Genomic DNA, 18312 nt, shown 5'->3' on the forward strand with positions numbered 1-18312 from the left:
AAACTGTCTGGATTCTGAGCATCTGCCGCAGAATTCAGACAGTCATACTTACCTCTTTATGGAATGAGCGCTACCATAGCGCGATTGAGATGACAGGAGACGTCCATGAGCGAGCAAACCATTCGTTTAACGCAGTACAGCCACGGAGCCGGTTGCGGTTGTAAAATTTCCCCGAAAGTGCTGGAGACCATTCTGCACAGTGAACAGGCGAAGTTTGTCGACCCGAACCTGCTTGTCGGCAATGAAACGCGTGACGATGCTGCAGTTTATGACTTAGGTAACGGCACCAGCATTATCAGCACCACTGACTTCTTTATGCCGATTGTCGATAACCCCTTCGATTTCGGGCGCATTGCGGCCACCAACGCCATCAGTGATATCTTCGCGATGGGCGGTAAGCCGATTATGGCCATCGCCATTCTGGGCTGGCCAATTAATACCCTCGCGCCGGAAATTGCCCGCGACGTCATTGATGGCGGCCGTTTCGCCTGTCAGCAGGCGGGAATTGCGCTGGCCGGTGGTCACTCGATTGACGCGCCTGAACCTATTTTTGGCCTGGCCGTCACGGGCGTGGTGCCGACCGAGCGCGTGAAGCGCAACAGCACCGCGCAGGCGGGCTGCAAGCTGTTCCTCACCAAGCCGCTCGGCATTGGCGTACTCACGACCGCCGAGAAAAAATCCCTGCTGAAGCCGGAACACAAAGGTCTGGCAACGGAAGTGATGTGCCAGATGAACCTTGCGGGCGCGGCATTCGCCAATATCGACGGCGTAAAGGCGATGACCGATGTGACCGGTTTTGGTCTGCTGGGACACCTCTCCGAAGTGTGTCAGGGCGCGGGCGTGCAGGCACAGGTCTGGTATCAGGACGTGCCGAAACTGCCGGGCGTGGAAGAGTATATTGCGCAGGGCGCGGTGCCGGGCGGTACTCAGCGCAACTTTGCCAGCTACGGTCACCTGATGGGCGAGATGCCTGAAGAGTGGCGCAACCTGCTGTGCGATCCACAAACTTCCGGCGGCCTGCTGCTGGCGGTCACACCGGAAGCCGAAGCTGACGTTCAGGCAACGGCCGCCGAGTTTGGCATTACCCTGACGGCGATCGGCGAGCTGGTGACCGCACGCGGTGGCCGACCGATGATTGAGATCCGTTAATTCGATGCGGTTGTTTATTGCCGAAAAGCCGAGCCTGGCGCGCGCCATCGCCGACGTGTTGCCGAAGCCGCACCGCAAGGGCGACGGCTTTATCGAATGCGGTAACGGGCAGGTGGTGACCTGGTGTATTGGTCACCTGCTCGAGCAGGCGCAGCCGGACGTCTACGACAGCCGCTACGCCCGCTGGAACCTCAACGATCTGCCCATCGTGCCGGAAAAATGGCGCCTGCAGCCCCGGCCTTCGGTGACCAAACAGCTGAACGTGATCAAGCGTTTCCTGCACGAAGCCTCTGAAGTGGTTCACGCAGGTGACCCGGACAGGGAAGGGCAACTGCTGGTAGATGAAGTGCTGGACTATCTCGAGCTGGCGCCGGAAAAACGCCAGCAGGTACAGCGCTGCCTGATAAACGACCTCAACCCGCAGGCGGTAGAGCGTGCGATCTCGCGTCTGCGTGCCAACAGCGAGTTTATCCCGCTGTGCGTCTCGGCGCTTGCGCGCGCGCGCGCTGACTGGCTGTACGGGATCAACATGACCCGCGCCTACACCATCCTCGGGCGTAATGCGGGCTATCAGGGGGTACTCTCCGTGGGCCGCGTGCAGACGCCGGTGCTGGGGCTGGTGGTGCGTCGTGATGAAGAGATTGAGAACTTCGTCGCCAAAGATTTCTTTGAAGTGAAAGCGCATATCGTTACGCCTAAGGACGAACGCTTTACCGCCGTCTGGCAGCCGAGCGATGCCTGTGAATCGTACCAGGATGAAGAGGGGCGCTTGCTGCACCGTCCGCTGGCGGAGCATGTGGTTAACCGTATTACCGGTCAGCCTGCCATCGTCACCAGCTATAACGATAAACGGGAATTAGAACCCGCACCGCTGCCGTTTTCGCTCTCGGCCTTGCAGATTGAGGCGGCGAAGCGCTTTGGCCTCAGCGCGCAAAACGTGCTGGATATCTGCCAGAAGCTCTATGAAACCCACAAGCTGATCACCTACCCGCGTTCGGATAGCCGTTATCTGCCGGAAGAACATTTTGCCGGTCGCCACGCGGTACTGAATGCGATAAGCGTACACGCCGCCGATCTCCTGCCGCAGCCGGTGGTGAATCCGGACACCCATAACCGCTGCTGGGATGATAAAAAGGTGGACGCCCACCATGCAATTATCCCGACGGCACGCGCCAGCCACGTTAACCTGACGGATAACGAAGCGAAGGTCTATAACCTCATCGCCCGTCAGTATCTGATGCAGTTCTGCCCGGACGCGGTGTTCCGCAAATGCGTCATTGAGCTTGAGATTGCCAAAGGTAAGTTTATCGCCAAAGCGCGTTTCCTCGCGGAAGCGGGCTGGCGCACGCTGCTCGGCAACAAAGAGCGTGACGAGGAGAACGACGGTACGCCGCTGCCGGTTGTCGCCAAAGATGACGAGTTATTGTGCGAGAAAGGTGAAGTGGTTGAACGTCAGACCCAGCCGCCACGCCATTTCACCGATGCGACGCTGCTGTCGGCCATGACCGGGATCGCCCGATTTGTGCAGGATAAAGATCTGAAGAAAATCCTGCGCGCCACCGACGGTCTGGGTACGGAAGCGACGCGAGCGGGGATCATCGAACTGTTGTTCAAGCGCGGCTTCCTGGAGAAAAAAGGACGCTATATCCACTCCACGGAGCCGGGGCGGGCGCTCATCCACTCCCTTCCGGAGCTGGCCGCGAGGCCGGACATGACCGCGCACTGGGAATCCGTGCTAACGCAAATCAGTGAAAAGCAGTGCCGCTACCAGGACTTTATGCAGCCGCTGGTGGGGACGCTGTATCAGTTGATCGATCAGGCACGCAGTACGCCGGTGAAGCGGTTCAGAGGGATGGTTGCGCCGGGTAGCGGCGCGAAGAAGCCCTTTAAAAAGAAAAAGAGCGCGGCAGCTTCTTAAACCGTAGGCCGGGTAAGGCGTAGCCGCCACCCGGCGAAAAGCAGCTCTGCGGCCTGAAAAAAAGCCCGGTGGCGGCTACGCCTTACCGCGCCTACAGGGCGAGAACACAGTGAAAGCTTAAATCACACCCTGCCCAATCATCGCATCCGCCACCTTCACGAATCCGGCGATATTCGCTCCGCGCACGTAGTTCGTTTGCGACGCTTCACCGCCGTACTCCACGCAGGCGTGGTGAATATCTAGCATGATATGGTGCAAACGGGCATCCACTTTCTCCGCCTTCCAGCCAAGACGCGCGGCGTTTTGCGCCATCTCAAGGCCGGAGGTTGCCACGCCGCCCGCATTGGCGGCCTTGCCTGGGGCAAACAGCACGCCCGCTTCGAGGAACAGATCCGTCGCATCGATGGTGGTCGGCATATTCGCCCCTTCGGCCACCGCCTTCACGCCGTTGCCGATCAGCGTGCGCGCGGCGTCCACGTCCAGTTCGTTTTGCGTGGCGCACGGCAGGGCAATATCCACCGGAACACCCCACGGCTGCTTGCCTTCCAGATACGTCAACCCAAATTCCTGGGCATAGTCTGCGAGCCGCCCGTCGCGGCTGGCTTTAATTTCGCACAGGCGCGCCAGTTTTTCTGCCGTAAAGCCCGCTTCATCCACCACCGTGCCACGGGAGTCCGAGGCCGTCACCACGCGGGCGCCAAACTGCATCGCTTTTTCGATAGCGTATTGCGCCACGTTACCGGAGCCGGACACCGCCACGCGCATCCCTTCAAACCCTAACCCGTGACGCTTGAGCATCGCCTCGGTGAAGTAGACCAGACCATATCCGGTCGCCTCCGGGCGAATCAAACTCCCGCCAAACGACAATCCTTTGCCGGTAAAGACGCAGGCGCTGTTGTTGGAAAGCTTTTTCATCATCCCGGCCATAAAGCCCACTTCGCGGGCCCCCACGCCGATATCCCCCGCCGGTACGTCGGTGTCCGGACCAAGGTGGCGCCAGAGCTCGGTCATCAGCGCCTGACAGAAACGCATCACTTCACCTTCGCTTTTCCCCTTAGGATCGAAGTCACTCCCGCCTTTCCCGCCGCCCATCGGCAGGGTGGTGAGCGCGTTTTTAAACGTCTGCTCAAAGCCGAGGAATTTCAGGATCGACAGGTTCACGGAAGGGTGGAAACGCATGCCGCCCTTAAACGGGCCGATGGCGGAGTTAAATTGTACGCGCCAGGCGCGGTTGACCTGGACCTGATTGCGGTCATCCACCCAGGTCACGCGGAACTGGATCACCCGTTCTGGCTCAACCAGACGTTCCAGCAGCGACAGTTGACGATAACGCGGGTTTTCTTCAAGGAAAGGCCACAGGGTGGTCATCACTTCACGAACGGCCTGAGCGAACTCGCTCTGATGCGGGTCGCGCTGCTGAACATGGGCAAGAAAGCTTTCCAGAGAGCGTGTCTGATCCATAGATATAAGAACCCCTTATAGTCATTTATGTATATTGCTTATGCGATTTGTGTTGTTTTTTTGACTATACCACCCGTACTGCTTTGTGAAGCAAGCAGAAATGTAGGGTGAAAGGGAAATTAATGACCCGCGCTGCGTCATAACAAAAAGCGATGATGTGTGAAATTAAAGATTCTGCCCGATTAACCGTTATAGTCATTATCAGGACATAACAGGAAGACAAGTCTATGAATCGTTACGTGATGGCTGCATTTTCGTTGATGTTGACCGCTGGCGCGCAGGCTGACCGCATTCGCCCGGACGTGGAGGTGAATGTCCCGCCGGAGGTCTTTAGCTCCGGCGGCCAGCGTGCGCAACCCTGTAACCAGTGCTGTATCTATCAGGATCAAAATTATTCTGAAGGAGCAGTGGTAAAAGCGGACGGGGTTTTGCTGCAATGCCAGCGTGATGAACGCGCGATCAGCACGAACCCGCTGGTCTGGCGGCGCGTAAAAGAATAAACGCCTCCAGCAGCGGAATATCCGCCGGGGCCAGGTCGTAGCTCAACGCCTCTTCCGGCGTGCACCACGCCAGCGCGCTGTGGTAGTGTGCGGTTAACGCTCCGCTAAAGGCAGGAACATGCCAGGCGTGCAGGTTGATTAACCGCTGCGACACTTCGCGCTGGTGGCTTGCCACATACTGCACGGGCTGCGCCTCAATACCCAACTCTTCACGCAGCTCGCGGATTAGCGCCTGAGGCTGGGTTTCACCGGCCTCGACTTTTCCGCCAGCGAATTCCCACATTCCCGGTTGATCGGCGTGAGCAGGGCGCTGCGCCAGTAAAATTTTGTCGTCTTTTTCGATGATGGCCGCAACGACATCGACTGTTTTTAGCATGGTCGTCAATACTTGATAGCGAAAAACGACATATTATCGTGCCCTTTCAAAGAGTCCAGTCATCAGGAGAAACAGGTGAAAGAGTCGTCCACCTGGGTAGAACCCATCCCAACCCTTCCGGCGAGCGTAAAACCGATTGCCGCCATGCAGCGAAAACACTTTGGTGCAGTCTTGAATCCCACGCGCTGGTGGGGGCGCATGCCGCGTCTGTTCTGGCTGGTCGCATTGTTTGTCGGTTTTCTGGAGCGAAGAAACGCGCGCCTGACGCCGCAACTCCGCTCGCTGCTGATGACGCGGGTATCGCAGCTGTGCCACTGTGCTTTTTGCATTGATGCTAACAGCCTGCGTCTGGCCGAGCGCAGCGGGGCGCTGGATAAAGTCCAGGCCGTGAGCGACTGGCCAGACTCTGACCTGTTCAGTGAACAAGAGCGCGCGGCGCTGGCCTATGCTGAGGCGGTCACCGCCACGCCGCCCAGGGTGGATGAAGCAATCAAAACGGCGCTGAAACGCCACTTTACCGATGAGGTTATTACTGAAATGACGGCGCTCATCGCCTTTCAGAATCTCTCCGCCCGCTTTAACGCCGCGCTGGATATTCCGGCGCAGGGGCTGTGCGCCACGTTTAAAGGGAAGCCTGATGCTTGACCGTCACCTGCACCCACGGATAAAACCCGCGCTGAATCGTCTGGTCTCTGCGCTGGATAAGCCGGGCATTACGCCCGACGGACTTACCCTGGCGGGGTTTGCCATCGGCCTGCTGACGTTGCCATTTCTGGCCCTCGGCTGGTACCCGGCAGCACTGGTCGCCATCGTCCTGAACCGCCTGCTGGATGGTCTGGACGGTGCGCTGGCGCGCCGGAGAGGGCTCACGGATGCGGGAGGGTTTCTGGATATCGCACTCGATTTCCTGTTCTACGCGCTGGTGCCGTTTGGCTTTGCGCTGGCGGCACCTGAGCAGAATACGCTGGCTGCCGCCTGGCTGCTGTTCGCATTTATTGGCACCGGGAGCAGCTTTCTGGCCTTTGCGGCACTGGCGGCGAAGCACAATATCGACAACCCCGGCTATGCGCACAAGTCGTTTTACTACATCGGCGGGTTAACGGAGGGGACGGAGACCATCGTGCTGTTCGTGCTCTGCTGCCTGTTTCCGGCCCATTTTGCCGTGTTCGCGTGGATATTTGGCGCGTTGTGCTGGCTGACCACCACAACGCGCATCTGGAGCGGTTATGTGACGCTAAAGTCACTCAAACCTTAACGCGTACTCTCGGGCCCGCGCTCACCGCGGGAGACCGGGTTCTGCGGGTGACTGCTCCACTCATACCAGCCGCCGTCATAGACGGCGACGTTCTTCCAGCCCATAGCCCGGGCGTACATAAAGGTTTCAGCCGCTCGCCAGCCGGTGCCGCAGTAAAAGGCGACGTGCTGCTCCGGCAGGATATCCCACGTTTTCCACATGGCGGTGATGTCGTCGGCGCTGCGCATGGTGCCGTCCGGGTTGTGGAAATCTTCCATGTGGGTGGCATCGCTTCCCGCGTGGCCCCAGCGGGCGCCGGCAATGTCACCTTTTGGCTTGATGTAGCTGTAGCCGCTGGTTTCGCCGATAAATTCCGGCCACGAACGAATACTGACGAGAGAGGCATCCTGGCGGTGCAGCATACCGCGCGCCTGTTCCATATCCACCATCAGTTGCGGCTGACCAGGGATCGGTGCGCCAAAATCAGGGGCGGGTTTCACTTTCCCTGGCGTACCGCGTTCAACCGGCAGACCCGCATCTGACCACGCCTTCCAGCCGCCATCGAGTATGCGCACATCCTTCACGCCTGCATACAGCATAATCTGCGCCACGCGCGCGGCGGCGTAAACGTCACGACCATACAAAATGACGGTGGTATCGTGACGGATCCCGTGCTTCGCCAGCATCGCTTTCAGCTTGTCGTCGGAGACTTTATTCCACAGCGGCTCGCTTTCCACTTCGTTGGTGTCGATGTATCCCGCGCCGGGAATATGGTTCAGCAGATAAAACTTCGGCGCGCCCCAGGCCGCTTCTATGACTTTCCATTCACCCGCGGGCGCGGCTGTCACCGGTTTACCCTGCTGGAGCTGGTGGATCCACTGTGGATAGACCAGCTGTTCAAAGTGCGGCAGACGCTGCAGGCGGTCCGGGGTTTGCAGGGCATCGCTGAGCAGCGAGATAGCGTGATATCCGGCTTTCTCCAGGCGCGCTTTCACCGCAAGGTTGGCGCTATCGTCGCCGTACAGCGCGACAGGCGTCGCAGGCGAAAGCTGATGCTGTTTAGCCCAGCGCGCCAGCTGTTCGTCGCTCATTGCGTCAAGCCAGCTGGCCGCAAGGTTGAGCGCTGCGGGTTCATGCCCGGAAGGACCGCTGAGGGTCTGCGGCCAGCCGTTGTAGAACGCGCTGGCGCGGGTGTCGACAGGCGTACCGTGCTGCGCCTGAAGCTGGGACAGCGTGAGTGAATTGGCCATTTCAGCCGCCTGAGAGGAAAACGAAGCGAGGCCGCAGAGCAGGGCCAGCGCGGTCAGTTGAGAAACACGTTTCATCGAATAACCTGACGTCAGTAAAAGAGGGGGGCATTGTCGTCTCTCCCGAAACAGAAAACATTGCGTTAGCACATTATTGCCAGCGAGAAATCTCAATCACCTCGCCGGCGGGCGGAATATCGTCCTCATCATGGGTGACCAGCACCACCGGAATATTGCGCGCCCGGACGGTGTCAAACACCCAGGCCCGAAACGTCGTGCGTAACGCTTTATCGAGGCGACTGAAGGGCTCATCCAGCAGCAGTGCCTGCGGTTCAGCGAGCAGGGCGCGCAGCAGACTCACCCGGGCGCGCTCACCGCCGGAAAGGGTTGCCGGGTCGCTGGCGTAACGGTCGCCAAGCCCGGCGGAATTCAGCGCCAGCTCGACGGCTTCCCGACGTGCGCGTCCGGCGATCCGCTCAGGCAACGCCAGCAGCAAATTTTGTCCGACGCTGAACGCGTCAAACAGCAGCGCGTCCTGAAAGAGAATGCCCAGCCCGCGAGATTCGACGGGAAGGCCGTCGCAGCGACGCTCATCGAGCCACAGCTCGCCCCGTGCCTGAAAATCATCTGACAGCGCGCCGACCATCCAGGAAAAAAGGGTCGATTTTCCGCTGCCGGAGGGACCCATCAGGGTGACGATCTCCCCGCGGGGAACGCAAAAATTAACCTCGCGGAAAAGCGGTTCGATGGTGAGATCCTTTACCTTCAACATTAACGTAATCCCTGACGATAGCGGCCCGCAAGCCGGGAGAAGAGTGAGGCCAGACCGAACACCGTGCCCGTGACCAGCAGTAAACCCAGCGCCCGGTTAGCGAGAACCGGGATGCTGCCCCCGCTGCTGAGCGCGACGGTCTCGGTGGTCAGCGTGGCGAAACGACCTGCGCCCAGCCACAGCGTCGGCATATATTGCGCCATGCTGACTGAAAAACCGGTGGCAAAGGCCAGCAGCGCAGGGCGCACCAGCAGAGGGCATTTCAGCAGGCAGAAGATTTTTGCCCGCCGCCAGCCGAGCGTCCTGGCGGTAAGAATAAGCCGGGGATCGAGCCTTTGCCAGGCCGGTTGCAGCACCAGCAGCATCCAGGGGAGTACCCAGAGCAGATGGCTCCAGAGCACGGCGGCATAGTGCCCGTCGAGGCCCAGATGTAACGCAATGGCATATTGCCCCGTGACCAGCGGTAGCGCCGGGAGCGCGAGCGGTAACCACACCCACGGAGCGCCTCGCTGCGGCCCCCATTCCAGCCAGAGAAAAATGACGATCAGGGCGACAAGGCTCGAAAGCAGACCGAAAGAAAGGCTGGTACTCACCGGGCCAACATCGTCCCGTTGGGCCAGCATCAACAGCACCGCGGCGCAAAGTATCCCGCACGCGGGCAGAAAGCCGCTGAATACACGCTCTGGCAGGGCGAGATGAGACCTGTGGCGTGCGCCCGTCGGATGTGCAAACGTGCGACGCCACACCTTCCACAGCCCGTAGCCCAGCGCAGCAAGCGCGGCCAGCAGCAGAAGGAGAAGCAGGCACAGCAGCGTCCCTTTTGCCTGCTGCTGTACGTCTCCCTGGCTCAGCCACTGCCAGGCCAGCACGGCCAGCGTCGGCGGGTTACCGGGCCCGAGAACGATCGCCACGTCCACGACGGACAGCGACCACGCCAGCACCGCCAGCATCACCGCGCCGAGTACCGGCGCGATCGCCGGAAGGAGCAGCCAGTTAAGCGTCTGAAAACGCCCGTAGCCGAAGGTCTGCAGGACAATCTTCTGCGGTGCGAGCCGTTTTTCCGGCAGCACGGCGTAAATCGCCCACAGCACAAACGCGCTCTCTTTGACCGCGAGCGTCAGACCCAGCCCGATACCGTAGCGGTCATACGGAGGTGAACAGACGGTGCAGACCTGATAAAACAGACCGCCTTCGGCAAACAGCAGCAACGCGCTGGAGGCGAAAGCCACATGGGGCACGGCCAGCAGCCACGGCAGGCGTGTACTGAGATGCCGCCAGCGTTTGCCGGGCCAGAAAAGGGCCACGAGAGAAAGGGCGATAAACAACGCCCCCAGCGTGGCGATAAGCGTTGAAACCAGGGTGGCGATGGCTGCCTGAGGCAATTGTGGGTCGTTCAGCAGCCGCTGCCAGTTAACGACAGAAAATGCCGGAGCAAGCAGCATGGCACCGGCGGGCAGGAGCGGCAGATAAATAATCGCCATCGCCAGCCAGACAAGCCAGCTTAACGGGTGCCGTAACGACGCAGCCATTCCTGCTCCAGCGCGTTAACCCAGGCGGACTGCGGCTCTGCCAGAACCTTCGGCAGCCCCTGCGGCGTATGAGCCAGCAGCTGTTTTGCTTCATCTTCGGGCAGCGTTTTCACATCCAGCACGCTCGGGTCACCCCAGATGGCCGGGTCGGCCTTGCGGATTTGCGCCCGCGGTGACAGCAGGAAGTTGGCGACGACTTTTGCGCCAGCGCTTGCGCTGGCATTGGCCGGAATCGCCACAAAATGGACGTTGCCGAGCATCCCGTTGCGAAAACCAAAGCTGTAGCTGTCGGCAGGCAGTTCGCCGCTCGCCACTTTCTGCTGCCCATGCGCCGGGTTAAAGGTCAGCGACAGATTCAGGCTCCCGCTGGCAAGCAGGGTATCCATCCGGGCGGGCGAGGGAGGGAAGTCTTTCCCTTCACGCCACAGCAGCGGGTGCAGTTTATCGAGATACGCCCAGAGCGGGGCGGTCACCTGGGCAAAGGTGTCATCGGGTGCTTTTTGCAACGCATCCGGATGAGCCGTGAGCGTCATCAGCAGCTGCTCAAGGAACGCGGTACCGGTAAAATCGGGCGGGCGGGGATAGCTGAGCTTGCCGGGGTTCTGCCTTGCGTAATCCAGCAACGCCTGCGGATCTTCTGGCGGCGTCGGCATGCTGGTTTTGCGGGCGATAAAGGTCAGCTGCGCGCCGCCCCACGGCGATTCCGCGCCGTCTGTGGGAATGGCGAAATCTTCGGTGACAGGTTTGCGGGTATCGACATAGCGCCAGTTGGGCAACCTCTGCGCCCACCCGGTTTGCAGGAGATTAGCCTCTTTTAGCGTGCGGAAGTTTTCGCCGTTGACCCACAGCAGGTCGACCGAGCCATTCGTTTTGCGCCCCGCGGCGGCTTCGGTCTGGATCCGTTTTACCGCATCGGCAGCGTCGGCCAGCGGGACGATTTTAAGGGTAATGGCGTAGTGCGTTTGCATCTCGCCGCTCACCCACTCAAGGTAGCGGTTGACCGCCGGATCGCCTCCCCAGGCGTTAAACCAGACAGTCTGCCCGTTGGCTTGTTGCTGGATACTTTGCCAGCTGTCGGCGGCAGACAGGGGGGCGGCCAGCAGCAGGCCTGTCAGAAACGTGCAAAAACGCACACGGCGCATAATGCCTCACTTTTTGAACGAAGAGGTGTAACGGGAATACAGCCAGCGGGTAGCCAGCGGCAATAACCCCAATAGTGTAAAGGCGAAGACCATACCCGGCGATACAATATCGTGCAGCGATGTCACTTTTCCCAGCTCGCGCCCGGCGTTGAGGAAGACAACCGTGGCGGGCAGCATGGCGACCTGGCTAACCCACCAGTAGCGCCTCACCGTGATGCGGGTCACCCCCATCAGCAAATTCACCACAAAAAACGGGAACAGCGGCATCAGGCGCAGGGCAAAAAGATAGGCCGTACCCTCGCGTGCCATACCGGTATTCACCGTATTCATCTGTCGGGCAAAGCGCTGCTGAACCCAGTCGCGAAGGAGATAACGGCTGGCAAGCATGGCCAGCGTAGCCCCGAGCGTAGAGGCAAACGAGACCAGCACGGTGCCTTCCCACAGCGAAAACAGTGCTCCGCCCAGCAGGGTCAGGATCGCCGCGCCGGGAAGCGACAGGGCGGAGACCGCTACGTAGAGTGCAAAAAAGATCATAGCGCTCTGCAGCGGCGCGCGGTCGACATGGGAAAGTAACGTCTGCTGGTGAGTTTTAACCCCTTCCAGAGAGAGCGTGCCTGGTGGCAGCATGACAAACGTCAGAATAAATGCGCCCAGAAGGGCGCACAGGAAGAGTAGTTTTCGACTGTTCACGCGCGATCAGAGCTTGAATTTAGCCCACACCGGCGCATGGTCCGATGGCTTTTCCATGCTGCGGATATCGTAGTCGATCCCGGTTTCGATGCAGCGCTCAGCCAGCGGCGAGCTGGCCAGCAGCAGGTCGATACGCAGGCCACGGTTGTCGTCAAAGCCTTTTGAGCGGTAGTCAAACCACGAGAAGCGATCCTGGGTTTCAGGGTTCGCATGGCGGAAGGTATCCACCAGGCCCCAGCCCAGCAGGCGTTCCATCCACTCGCGCTCTTCCGGCAGGAAGGAACATTTGCCGGTACGTAGCCAGCGCTTGCGGTTCTCTTCGCCTATGCCGATATCCCGATCCGTCGGGCTGATATTCATGTCGCCCATGATCAGCACCGGATTCTCTTTTTTCAGTTCGGTTGTCAGGTAGTTCTGCAGATCCTGATAAAACTTCGCTTTGGCGGGGAATTTTGTCTCGTGGTCACGGCTCTCACCCTGTGGGAAATAGCCGTTAATGACCGTGATATTGCCAAGTGCAGAGGGCACTTCCGCCATGATGATACGGCGCTGCGCTTCTTCATTGTCCCCGGGGAAGCCGCGACGCACGGAAACCGGGGTTTCTTTAGTGAGCAGCGCGACGCCATAGTGACCTTTCTGACCGTGGTAGAAGACGTTGTAACCCAGTTTCGCGACTTCTTCGAGGGGGAACATGTCGTCGTGAACCTTGGTCTCCTGCAGGCCGATAACATCGGGCTGATGTTGCTCAACAATGGCTTCCAGTTGATGAGGACGGGCGCGCAGGCCGTTGATATTAAAAGAGACAAATTTCATAGTCGCTGCCAGTGCAAGGTGAATAGTGCATGGATGGTAGCAGAATTTGCATCAACTGTTACCGGGTTCGACCAATAACTGCGACAGATAATGCCGGTGGTGCAATATTTGCACCATCATGACGCGTTTTGCCCCCGGACAGGGCGTAAATGGCCGGGAAATTTCGCGAGCGATCACAATTCCAGAATTATATTTGGCCTTTGCATACTCTTTCTTATTTTCATGCGGCAAAGCGCCGCTTATCGTAAAAATATTCACTTTTTATGCAGTAACAGTGAATAACTCCATATCATAACTCATTGATATTCTGTTGCCTCAACCCGTTTATGCATTTTTATCGCTGGCTGGCACGAAGGCTGCAATCTACATTCACAGTGCAAACACTCAATTATTTAACATTCAAATAACCTTTTATTTACCGGATGAGGTCGCTATGTCTCTGTCAATTACGCGTGAAAATTTCGATGAATGGATGATGCCGGTATACGCGCCGGCGGCGTTTATTCCGGTTCGCGGGGAAGGCTCACGCCTGTGGGATCAGCAGGGGAAAGAGTACATCGACTTTGCCGGGGGGATTGCGGTGAATGCGCTGGGTCATGCGCATCCGGCGCTGCGTCAGGCGCTGAACGATCAGGCCGCGAAGTTCTGGCATACCGGTAACGGTTTTACCAACGAGCCCGCGCTGCGTCTGGCGAAAAAGCTGATTGACGCGACGTTTGCCGAAAAAGTCTTTTTCTGTAACTCCGGGGCGGAAGCCAACGAAGCGGCGCTGAAGCTGGCACGTAAATATGCCCACGACAAGTTCGGTACCCACAAGAGCGGGATTGTGGCATTTAAAAATGCCTTCCACGGACGCACGCTGTTTACAGTGAGCGCGGGCGGTCAGCCCTCTTATTCGCAGGATTTCGCACCGCTGCCGCCGGATATTCGCCACGGCATCTATAACGATCTGCAGTCTGCCAGCGAACTGATTAACGACACCACCTGCGCGGTGATCGTCGAACCGATGCAGGGCGAGGGCGGCGTGCTTCCGGCGCAAAAAGCATTCCTTCAGGGGCTGCGCGAATTGTGCGATCGCCATAATGCGCTGCTGATTTTCGACGAAGTACAGACCGGCGTCGGCCGCACCGGCGAGCTGTATGCGTATATGCACTACGGCGTGACGCCGGATATTCTCTCAACCGCCAAAGCGCTGGGCGGCGGCTTCCCGATTGGGGCCACGTTGACGACCGATAAATTCGCCAGCGTGATGACCGTGGGCACCCATGGCACCACCTACGGCGGCAACCCGCTGGCGACCGCTGTGGCCGGACAGGTTCTCGACATCATTAACACCCCTCAGGTGCTGAAGGGCGTTAAGCAGCGTCACGACTGGTTTGTTGAACGCCTGAACGCCATCAATGGCAAGACCGGACTGTTCAAGGAAATTCGCGGCCTGGGGCTGTTAATTGGCTGCGAGCTCACCCCTGAGTTTGCCGGAAAAGCTAAACTTATTTCACAGGAAGCGGCAAAAATGGGCGTGATGGTGCTGATTGCCGGTGCCAACGTGGTGCGTTTTGCTCCCGCGCTGATTGTCAGCGAGGAAGAGGTGCAAACCGGTCTGGATCGATTTGCACTGGCGTGTGAAAAAGTGAAGTCCGGGGTGTCATCATGATGGTCATCCGTCCCGTTGAGCGCGGCGATATCGCCGGGCTCATGCAGCTTGCCGGTAAGACGGGAGGCGGGCTGACCTCGCTTCCTGCCGATGAAAAAACGCTGTCGGCGCGCATTGAGCGCGCCCTGCAAACCTGGCAGGGGACGTTGCCAAAAAGCGAACAGGGCTACGTGTTCGTGCTGGAAGATACCGAGACGGGGACGGTGGCCGGGATCTGCGCCATTGAAGTGGCCGTCGGTCTTAACGACCCGTGGTATAACTACCGCGTCGGCACCATGGTTCACGCGTCGAAAGAGCTGAACGTCTATAACGCGCTGCCGACGCTGTTTCTCTGTAATGACCACACGGGTGCCAGCGAACTCTGCACGCTGTTCCTTGACCCGGCGTGGCGCAAAGAGGGCAACGGTTATCTGCTCTCCAAATCGCGCTTTATGTTTATGGCTGCCTTCCGCGATCGCTTTAACGAAAAGGTGGTCGCCGAGATGCGCGGCGTGATCGATGACACTGGCTACTCGCCGTTCTGGGAGAGCCTGGGCGAGCGCTTCTTCTCTATGGAGTTCAGCCGTGCAGACTATCTCTGCGGCACCGGCCAGAAAGCCTTTATTGCCGAGCTGATGCCGAAGCATCCTATCTATACCCATTTCCTTAGCCCGGAAGCGCAGGCGGTGATCGGCGAAGTGCATCCGCAAACCGCGCCAGCTCGCGCAGTGCTGGAGAAAGAGGGCTTCCGCTACCGTAACTATGTCGACATCTTTGACGGCGGACCGACGCTTGAGTGCGATATCGACCGCGTTCGCGCGATCCGTAAAAGCCGCCTGGTAGAGGTCTCTGAAGGTCAGCCCGCGCCAGGTGACTGGCCGGCATGTCTGGTGGCGAACGAAAACTACACCCACTTCCGCGCCATGCTGGTGCGGACTAACCCGAAATGTGAACGTCTGGTGCTGACGGCTGCAGAACTGGATGCCCTGAAATGTAACGCCGGCGATACGGTTCGTCTGGTGCGTCTCTGCCCTGAGGAGAAAACAGCATGACATTATGGATTAACGGTGACTGGGTAACGGGCGAAGGCGAGCTGCGCATAAAGACCAATCCGGTAGGCAATGAGGTGCTCTGGAAGGGAAATGACGCTAGCCCCAGCCAGGTGGAACAAGCCTGTCATGCCGCGCGTCGTGCGTTTCCGGCGTGGGCCAAACAGCCTTTCGCCACGCGCCAGACCATTGTTGAAACGTTTGCCGGGCTGCTGGAGGCGAATAAAGCTGAGCTCACGCGCATTATTGCTTTCGAAACCAGTAAGCCACGCTGGGAAGCAGCAACGGAAGTGACGGCGATGATCAACAAAATCGCCATTTCGGTAAAGGCATACCATACCCGCACCGGCGAGCAACACACCGAGATGCCGGACGGCGCGGCGACGCTGCGCCATCGTCCGCACGGCGTGCTGGCGGTATTTGGCCCGTACAACTTCCCGGGACATCTGCCGAACGGCCACATTGTTCCCGCACTGCTGGCGGGCAATACCGTTATTTTCAAGCCGAGCGAGTTAACCCTCTTAACCGGCGAGGCGGTGGTGAAACTGTGGGAACAGGCCGGGTTGCCGCCGGGCGTGCTGAACCTGGTGCAGGGCGGTCGTGAAACCGGTCAGGCGCTCAGTGCGCTGAGCGATATTGACGGTCTGCTGTTCACCGGCAGCGCCGGAACGGGCTATCAGCTGCATCGCCAGCTGGCGGGACAGCCGGAAAAAATTCTGGCGCTGGAGATGGGGGGCAACAACCCGCTGATTGTTGAAGACCCCGATGATATTGACGCCGCGGTGCACCTGACGATCCAGTCCGCCTTTATCACCGCCGGACAGCGTTGCACCTGTGCCCGCCGCCTGCTGGTGAAACGAGGCGCACAAGGGGATGCCTTCCTGAAACGCCTGGTCGACGTCAGCGCACGTCTGGTCCCCGCCGCGTGGGATGCCGATCCGCAGCCGTTTATGGGGGGACTGATTTCCGAACAGGCCGCGCTGAATGTGCTTAACGCCTGGCAAAACCACGTTGCGCGCGGCGCGAAAACCCTGCTGGAACCCAGGCAGGTACAGCCGGGAACCTCGCTGCTGACGCCGGGTATTGTTGAGATGAGCGGCGCGAGCAACGTGCCGGATGAAGAGGTCTTTGGCCCGCTGCTGTGCGTCTGGCGTTACGACGATTTTGATGCGGCGATTGCGATGGCAAACAACACCCGCTATGGCCTGTCGAGCGGACTCATTTCGCCGCATCGCGAGAAGTTTGATCAACTGCTGCTGGAAGCGCGCGCCGGGATTGTGAACTGGAATAAACCGCTGACCGGTGCGGCGAGCACCGCGCCATTCGGCGGCGTGGGTGCGTCGGGTAACCATCGCGCCAGCGCGTGGTATGCCGCGGATTACTGTGCATGGCCGATGGCGAGCCTGGAAACCCCGGCGCTGACGCTGCCGGAGACGCTCAGTCCGGGGCTGGATTTTAGCGAAGGGGATCGTCATGAAAGCGCGTGAAGTCAACTTTGACGGGCTGGTGGGGCTGACCCACCACTATGCCGGTCTCTCCTTTGGTAATGAAGCCTCGACGAAGCATCAGTTTCAGGTCTCCAACCCGAAACTGGCGGCGAAGCAGGGCCTGCAGAAAATGAAAGCGCTGGCAGATGCCGGGTTTCCACAGGCGGTAATCCCGCCGCAGGAACGGCCGAACGTGGCGGTGCTGCGCCAGCTCGGCTTTACCGGGAGTGATGAGCAGGTGGTCGAAAAAGCGGGCACGCAAACGCCACATCTGCTCTCGGCGGCGAGCTCCGCCTCCTCTATGTGGGTGGCGAACGCGGCGACCGTCGCACCGTCAGCCGATACGCTGGATGGCAAAGTCCATCTGACGGTGGCTAACCTGAACAACAAATTCCACCGCGCCACCGAAGCGGAAACCACCGAGCGCGTGCTGCGCGCTATTTTCAACCATGACGCCCATTTTGAGGTGCATCAGGCTCTGCCGCAGGTGGCGATGTTCGGCGACGAAGGCGCGGCCAACCATAACCGTCTCGGAGGCGACTATGGCGAGCCTGGCGTACAGGTGTTTATCTACGGGCGCGAGGAGGGCGGTCATTCTGCCCCCGTTCGCTATCCTGCCCGCCAGACGCTGGCCGCCAGCCAGGCGGTCGCTCGCCTGAACCAGGTCAATCCTTCACAGGTGATTTTTGCCCAGCAGAATCCGCAGGTGATTGACCAGGGCGTGTTCCATAACGACGTGATTGCCGTTTCCAACCGTCAGGTGCTGTTCTGCCATGAGCAGGCGTTTGCGCATCAGGAGAAACTGCTCGCGACACTGCGCGAACGCGTACCCGGCTTTATGCCCATTCAGGTGCCCACGCAGGCCGTCAGCGTGCAGGACGCGGTTGAAACGTATCTGTTCAACAGCCAGCTGCTGAGCCGCGATGACGGCAGCATGATGCTGGTGCTACCGCAGGAGTCACAGGATCATAAAGGCGTCTGGCAATACCTGACGCAACTGGTTAAGGCCGATAACCCCATTGACGAACTGCGCGTGTTTGATCTGCGTGAAAGCATGGCTAACGGCGGCGGTCCTGCCTGCCTGCGTCTGCGCGTGGTATTAACGCCGAATGAAATGCAGGCCGTTAACCCGGCAGTCATGATGAACGAAGCGCTGTTTACCACCCTTAATGACTGGGTGGATCGCTACTATCGCGACCGGTTAACGCAGGCGGATCTGATTGACCCGCAGCTTCTGCGTGAAGGGCGCGAGGCGCTGGACGCGTTGACATCAATCCTGCAACTGGGATCGGTTTATCCGTTCCAGCGCTAA

The 18312-nt window shown here is 59.3% G+C and carries 17 protein-coding genes; 9 read left to right on the top strand and 8 right to left on the bottom strand.

Annotated features, from left to right (window positions below; genetic code table 11):
• The first annotated feature begins 105 nt into the window (after positions 1-105).
• Together selD and ACOTY9_RS00205 are read left to right on the top strand one after the other, a co-directional pair.
• On the top strand, positions 106-1149 hold the full coding sequence (selD, locus tag ACOTY9_RS00200; protein WP_014883453.1) for a selenide, water dikinase SelD: 1044 nt from the start codon (positions 106-108) through the stop codon (positions 1147-1149).
• 4 nt (positions 1150-1153) lie between these two features.
• Positions 1154-3067, top strand: coding sequence for a DNA topoisomerase III (locus ACOTY9_RS00205; RefSeq protein WP_063861582.1), 1914 nt, complete (start codon positions 1154-1156; stop codon positions 3065-3067).
• Between the two features lie 117 nt (positions 3068-3184).
• Here the strand turns inward: ACOTY9_RS00205 and gdhA are convergent, their stop codons facing one another.
• The gene (gdhA, locus tag ACOTY9_RS00210) at positions 3185-4528 is read right to left on the bottom strand and encodes an NADP-specific glutamate dehydrogenase (protein ID WP_014883455.1); all 1344 of its coding nucleotides are present in this window, start codon (positions 4526-4528) and stop codon (positions 3185-3187) included.
• Positions 4529-4755: 227 nt separating this feature from the next.
• Between gdhA and ACOTY9_RS00215 the strand changes: the two genes are divergently transcribed.
• Complete coding sequence (locus tag ACOTY9_RS00215; protein ID WP_014883456.1) at positions 4756-5028, top strand: YnjH family protein; 273 nt, start codon at positions 4756-4758, stop codon at positions 5026-5028.
• On the opposite strand, the gene ACOTY9_RS00220 is transcribed toward ACOTY9_RS00215, so the two are convergent.
• Complete coding sequence (locus tag ACOTY9_RS00220) at positions 4988-5404, bottom strand: pyrimidine (deoxy)nucleoside triphosphate diphosphatase (protein WP_014883457.1); 417 nt, start codon at positions 5402-5404, stop codon at positions 4988-4990. The two genes, ACOTY9_RS00215 and ACOTY9_RS00220, sit on opposite strands and share 41 nt — an antisense overlap.
• A 75-nt stretch (positions 5405-5479) precedes the next feature.
• Between ACOTY9_RS00220 and ACOTY9_RS00225 the strand changes: the two genes are divergently transcribed.
• A complete protein-coding gene (locus ACOTY9_RS00225) occupies positions 5480-6049 on the top strand; it encodes a carboxymuconolactone decarboxylase family protein (RefSeq protein ID WP_014883458.1) in 570 nt (189 codons plus the stop codon).
• Positions 6042-6659, top strand: coding sequence for a CDP-alcohol phosphatidyltransferase family protein (locus tag ACOTY9_RS00230; protein WP_014883459.1), 618 nt, complete (start codon positions 6042-6044; stop codon positions 6657-6659). The genes ACOTY9_RS00225 and ACOTY9_RS00230 overlap by 8 nt, the downstream gene beginning before the upstream one ends.
• Here the strand turns inward: ACOTY9_RS00230 and ACOTY9_RS00235 are convergent.
• The 6 genes from ACOTY9_RS00235 to xthA form a co-directional block, all read right to left on the bottom strand.
• A complete protein-coding gene (locus ACOTY9_RS00235; protein WP_014883460.1) occupies positions 6656-7963 on the bottom strand; it encodes a sulfurtransferase in 1308 nt (435 codons plus the stop codon). The two genes, ACOTY9_RS00230 and ACOTY9_RS00235, sit on opposite strands and share 4 nt — an antisense overlap.
• 73 nt (positions 7964-8036) lie before the next feature.
• Positions 8037-8657, bottom strand: a complete 621-nt coding sequence (locus ACOTY9_RS00240; protein ID WP_023332753.1) for an ATP-binding cassette domain-containing protein — start codon at positions 8655-8657, stop codon at positions 8037-8039.
• A complete protein-coding gene (locus ACOTY9_RS00245) occupies positions 8657-10186 on the bottom strand; it encodes a thiamine ABC transporter permease (RefSeq protein ID WP_348565587.1) in 1530 nt (509 codons plus the stop codon). The genes ACOTY9_RS00240 and ACOTY9_RS00245 overlap by 1 nt, the downstream gene beginning before the upstream one ends.
• Complete coding sequence (locus tag ACOTY9_RS00250; RefSeq protein WP_348565744.1) at positions 10159-11319, bottom strand: ABC transporter substrate-binding protein; 1161 nt, start codon at positions 11317-11319, stop codon at positions 10159-10161. Before ACOTY9_RS00250 ends, ACOTY9_RS00245 begins: the two co-directional genes overlap by 28 nt.
• 15 nt (positions 11320-11334) lie before the next feature.
• Entirely contained in the window at positions 11335-12018 is a 684-nt protein-coding gene (locus ACOTY9_RS00255; RefSeq protein ID WP_348565586.1) for a TVP38/TMEM64 family protein, read from the bottom strand.
• A 6-nt stretch (positions 12019-12024) separates the two neighbouring features.
• A complete protein-coding gene (gene xthA, locus ACOTY9_RS00260; protein WP_014883464.1) occupies positions 12025-12831 on the bottom strand; it encodes an exodeoxyribonuclease III in 807 nt (268 codons plus the stop codon).
• Between the two features lie 433 nt (positions 12832-13264).
• Between xthA and ACOTY9_RS00265 the strand changes: the two genes are divergently transcribed.
• Genes ACOTY9_RS00265 through astB form a run of 4 tightly spaced genes read left to right on the top strand, consistent with a single transcriptional unit; the run spans position 13265 to position 18312 of the window.
• Positions 13265-14485 (top strand): succinylornithine/acetylornithine transaminase, encoded by a 1221-nt coding sequence (locus tag ACOTY9_RS00265; RefSeq protein ID WP_348565585.1) that lies wholly within the window; start codon positions 13265-13267, stop codon positions 14483-14485.
• Positions 14482-15516, top strand: a complete 1035-nt coding sequence (gene astA, locus ACOTY9_RS00270; RefSeq protein ID WP_023332758.1) for an arginine N-succinyltransferase — start codon at positions 14482-14484, stop codon at positions 15514-15516. Before ACOTY9_RS00265 ends, astA begins: the two co-directional genes overlap by 4 nt.
• Positions 15513-17000 (top strand): succinylglutamate-semialdehyde dehydrogenase, encoded by a 1488-nt coding sequence (astD, locus tag ACOTY9_RS00275; RefSeq protein ID WP_348565584.1) that lies wholly within the window; start codon positions 15513-15515, stop codon positions 16998-17000. The genes astA and astD overlap by 4 nt, the downstream gene beginning before the upstream one ends.
• On the top strand, positions 16987-18312 hold the full coding sequence (gene astB, locus ACOTY9_RS00280; protein ID WP_023332760.1) for an N-succinylarginine dihydrolase: 1326 nt from the start codon (positions 16987-16989) through the stop codon (positions 18310-18312). The genes astD and astB overlap by 14 nt, the downstream gene beginning before the upstream one ends.

Origin of the sequence: Enterobacter cloacae complex sp. SHL012 (assembly GCF_049237505.1) — a bacterium.
GTDB classification, from domain to species: Bacteria; Pseudomonadota; Gammaproteobacteria; order Enterobacterales; family Enterobacteriaceae; genus Enterobacter; species Enterobacter kobei.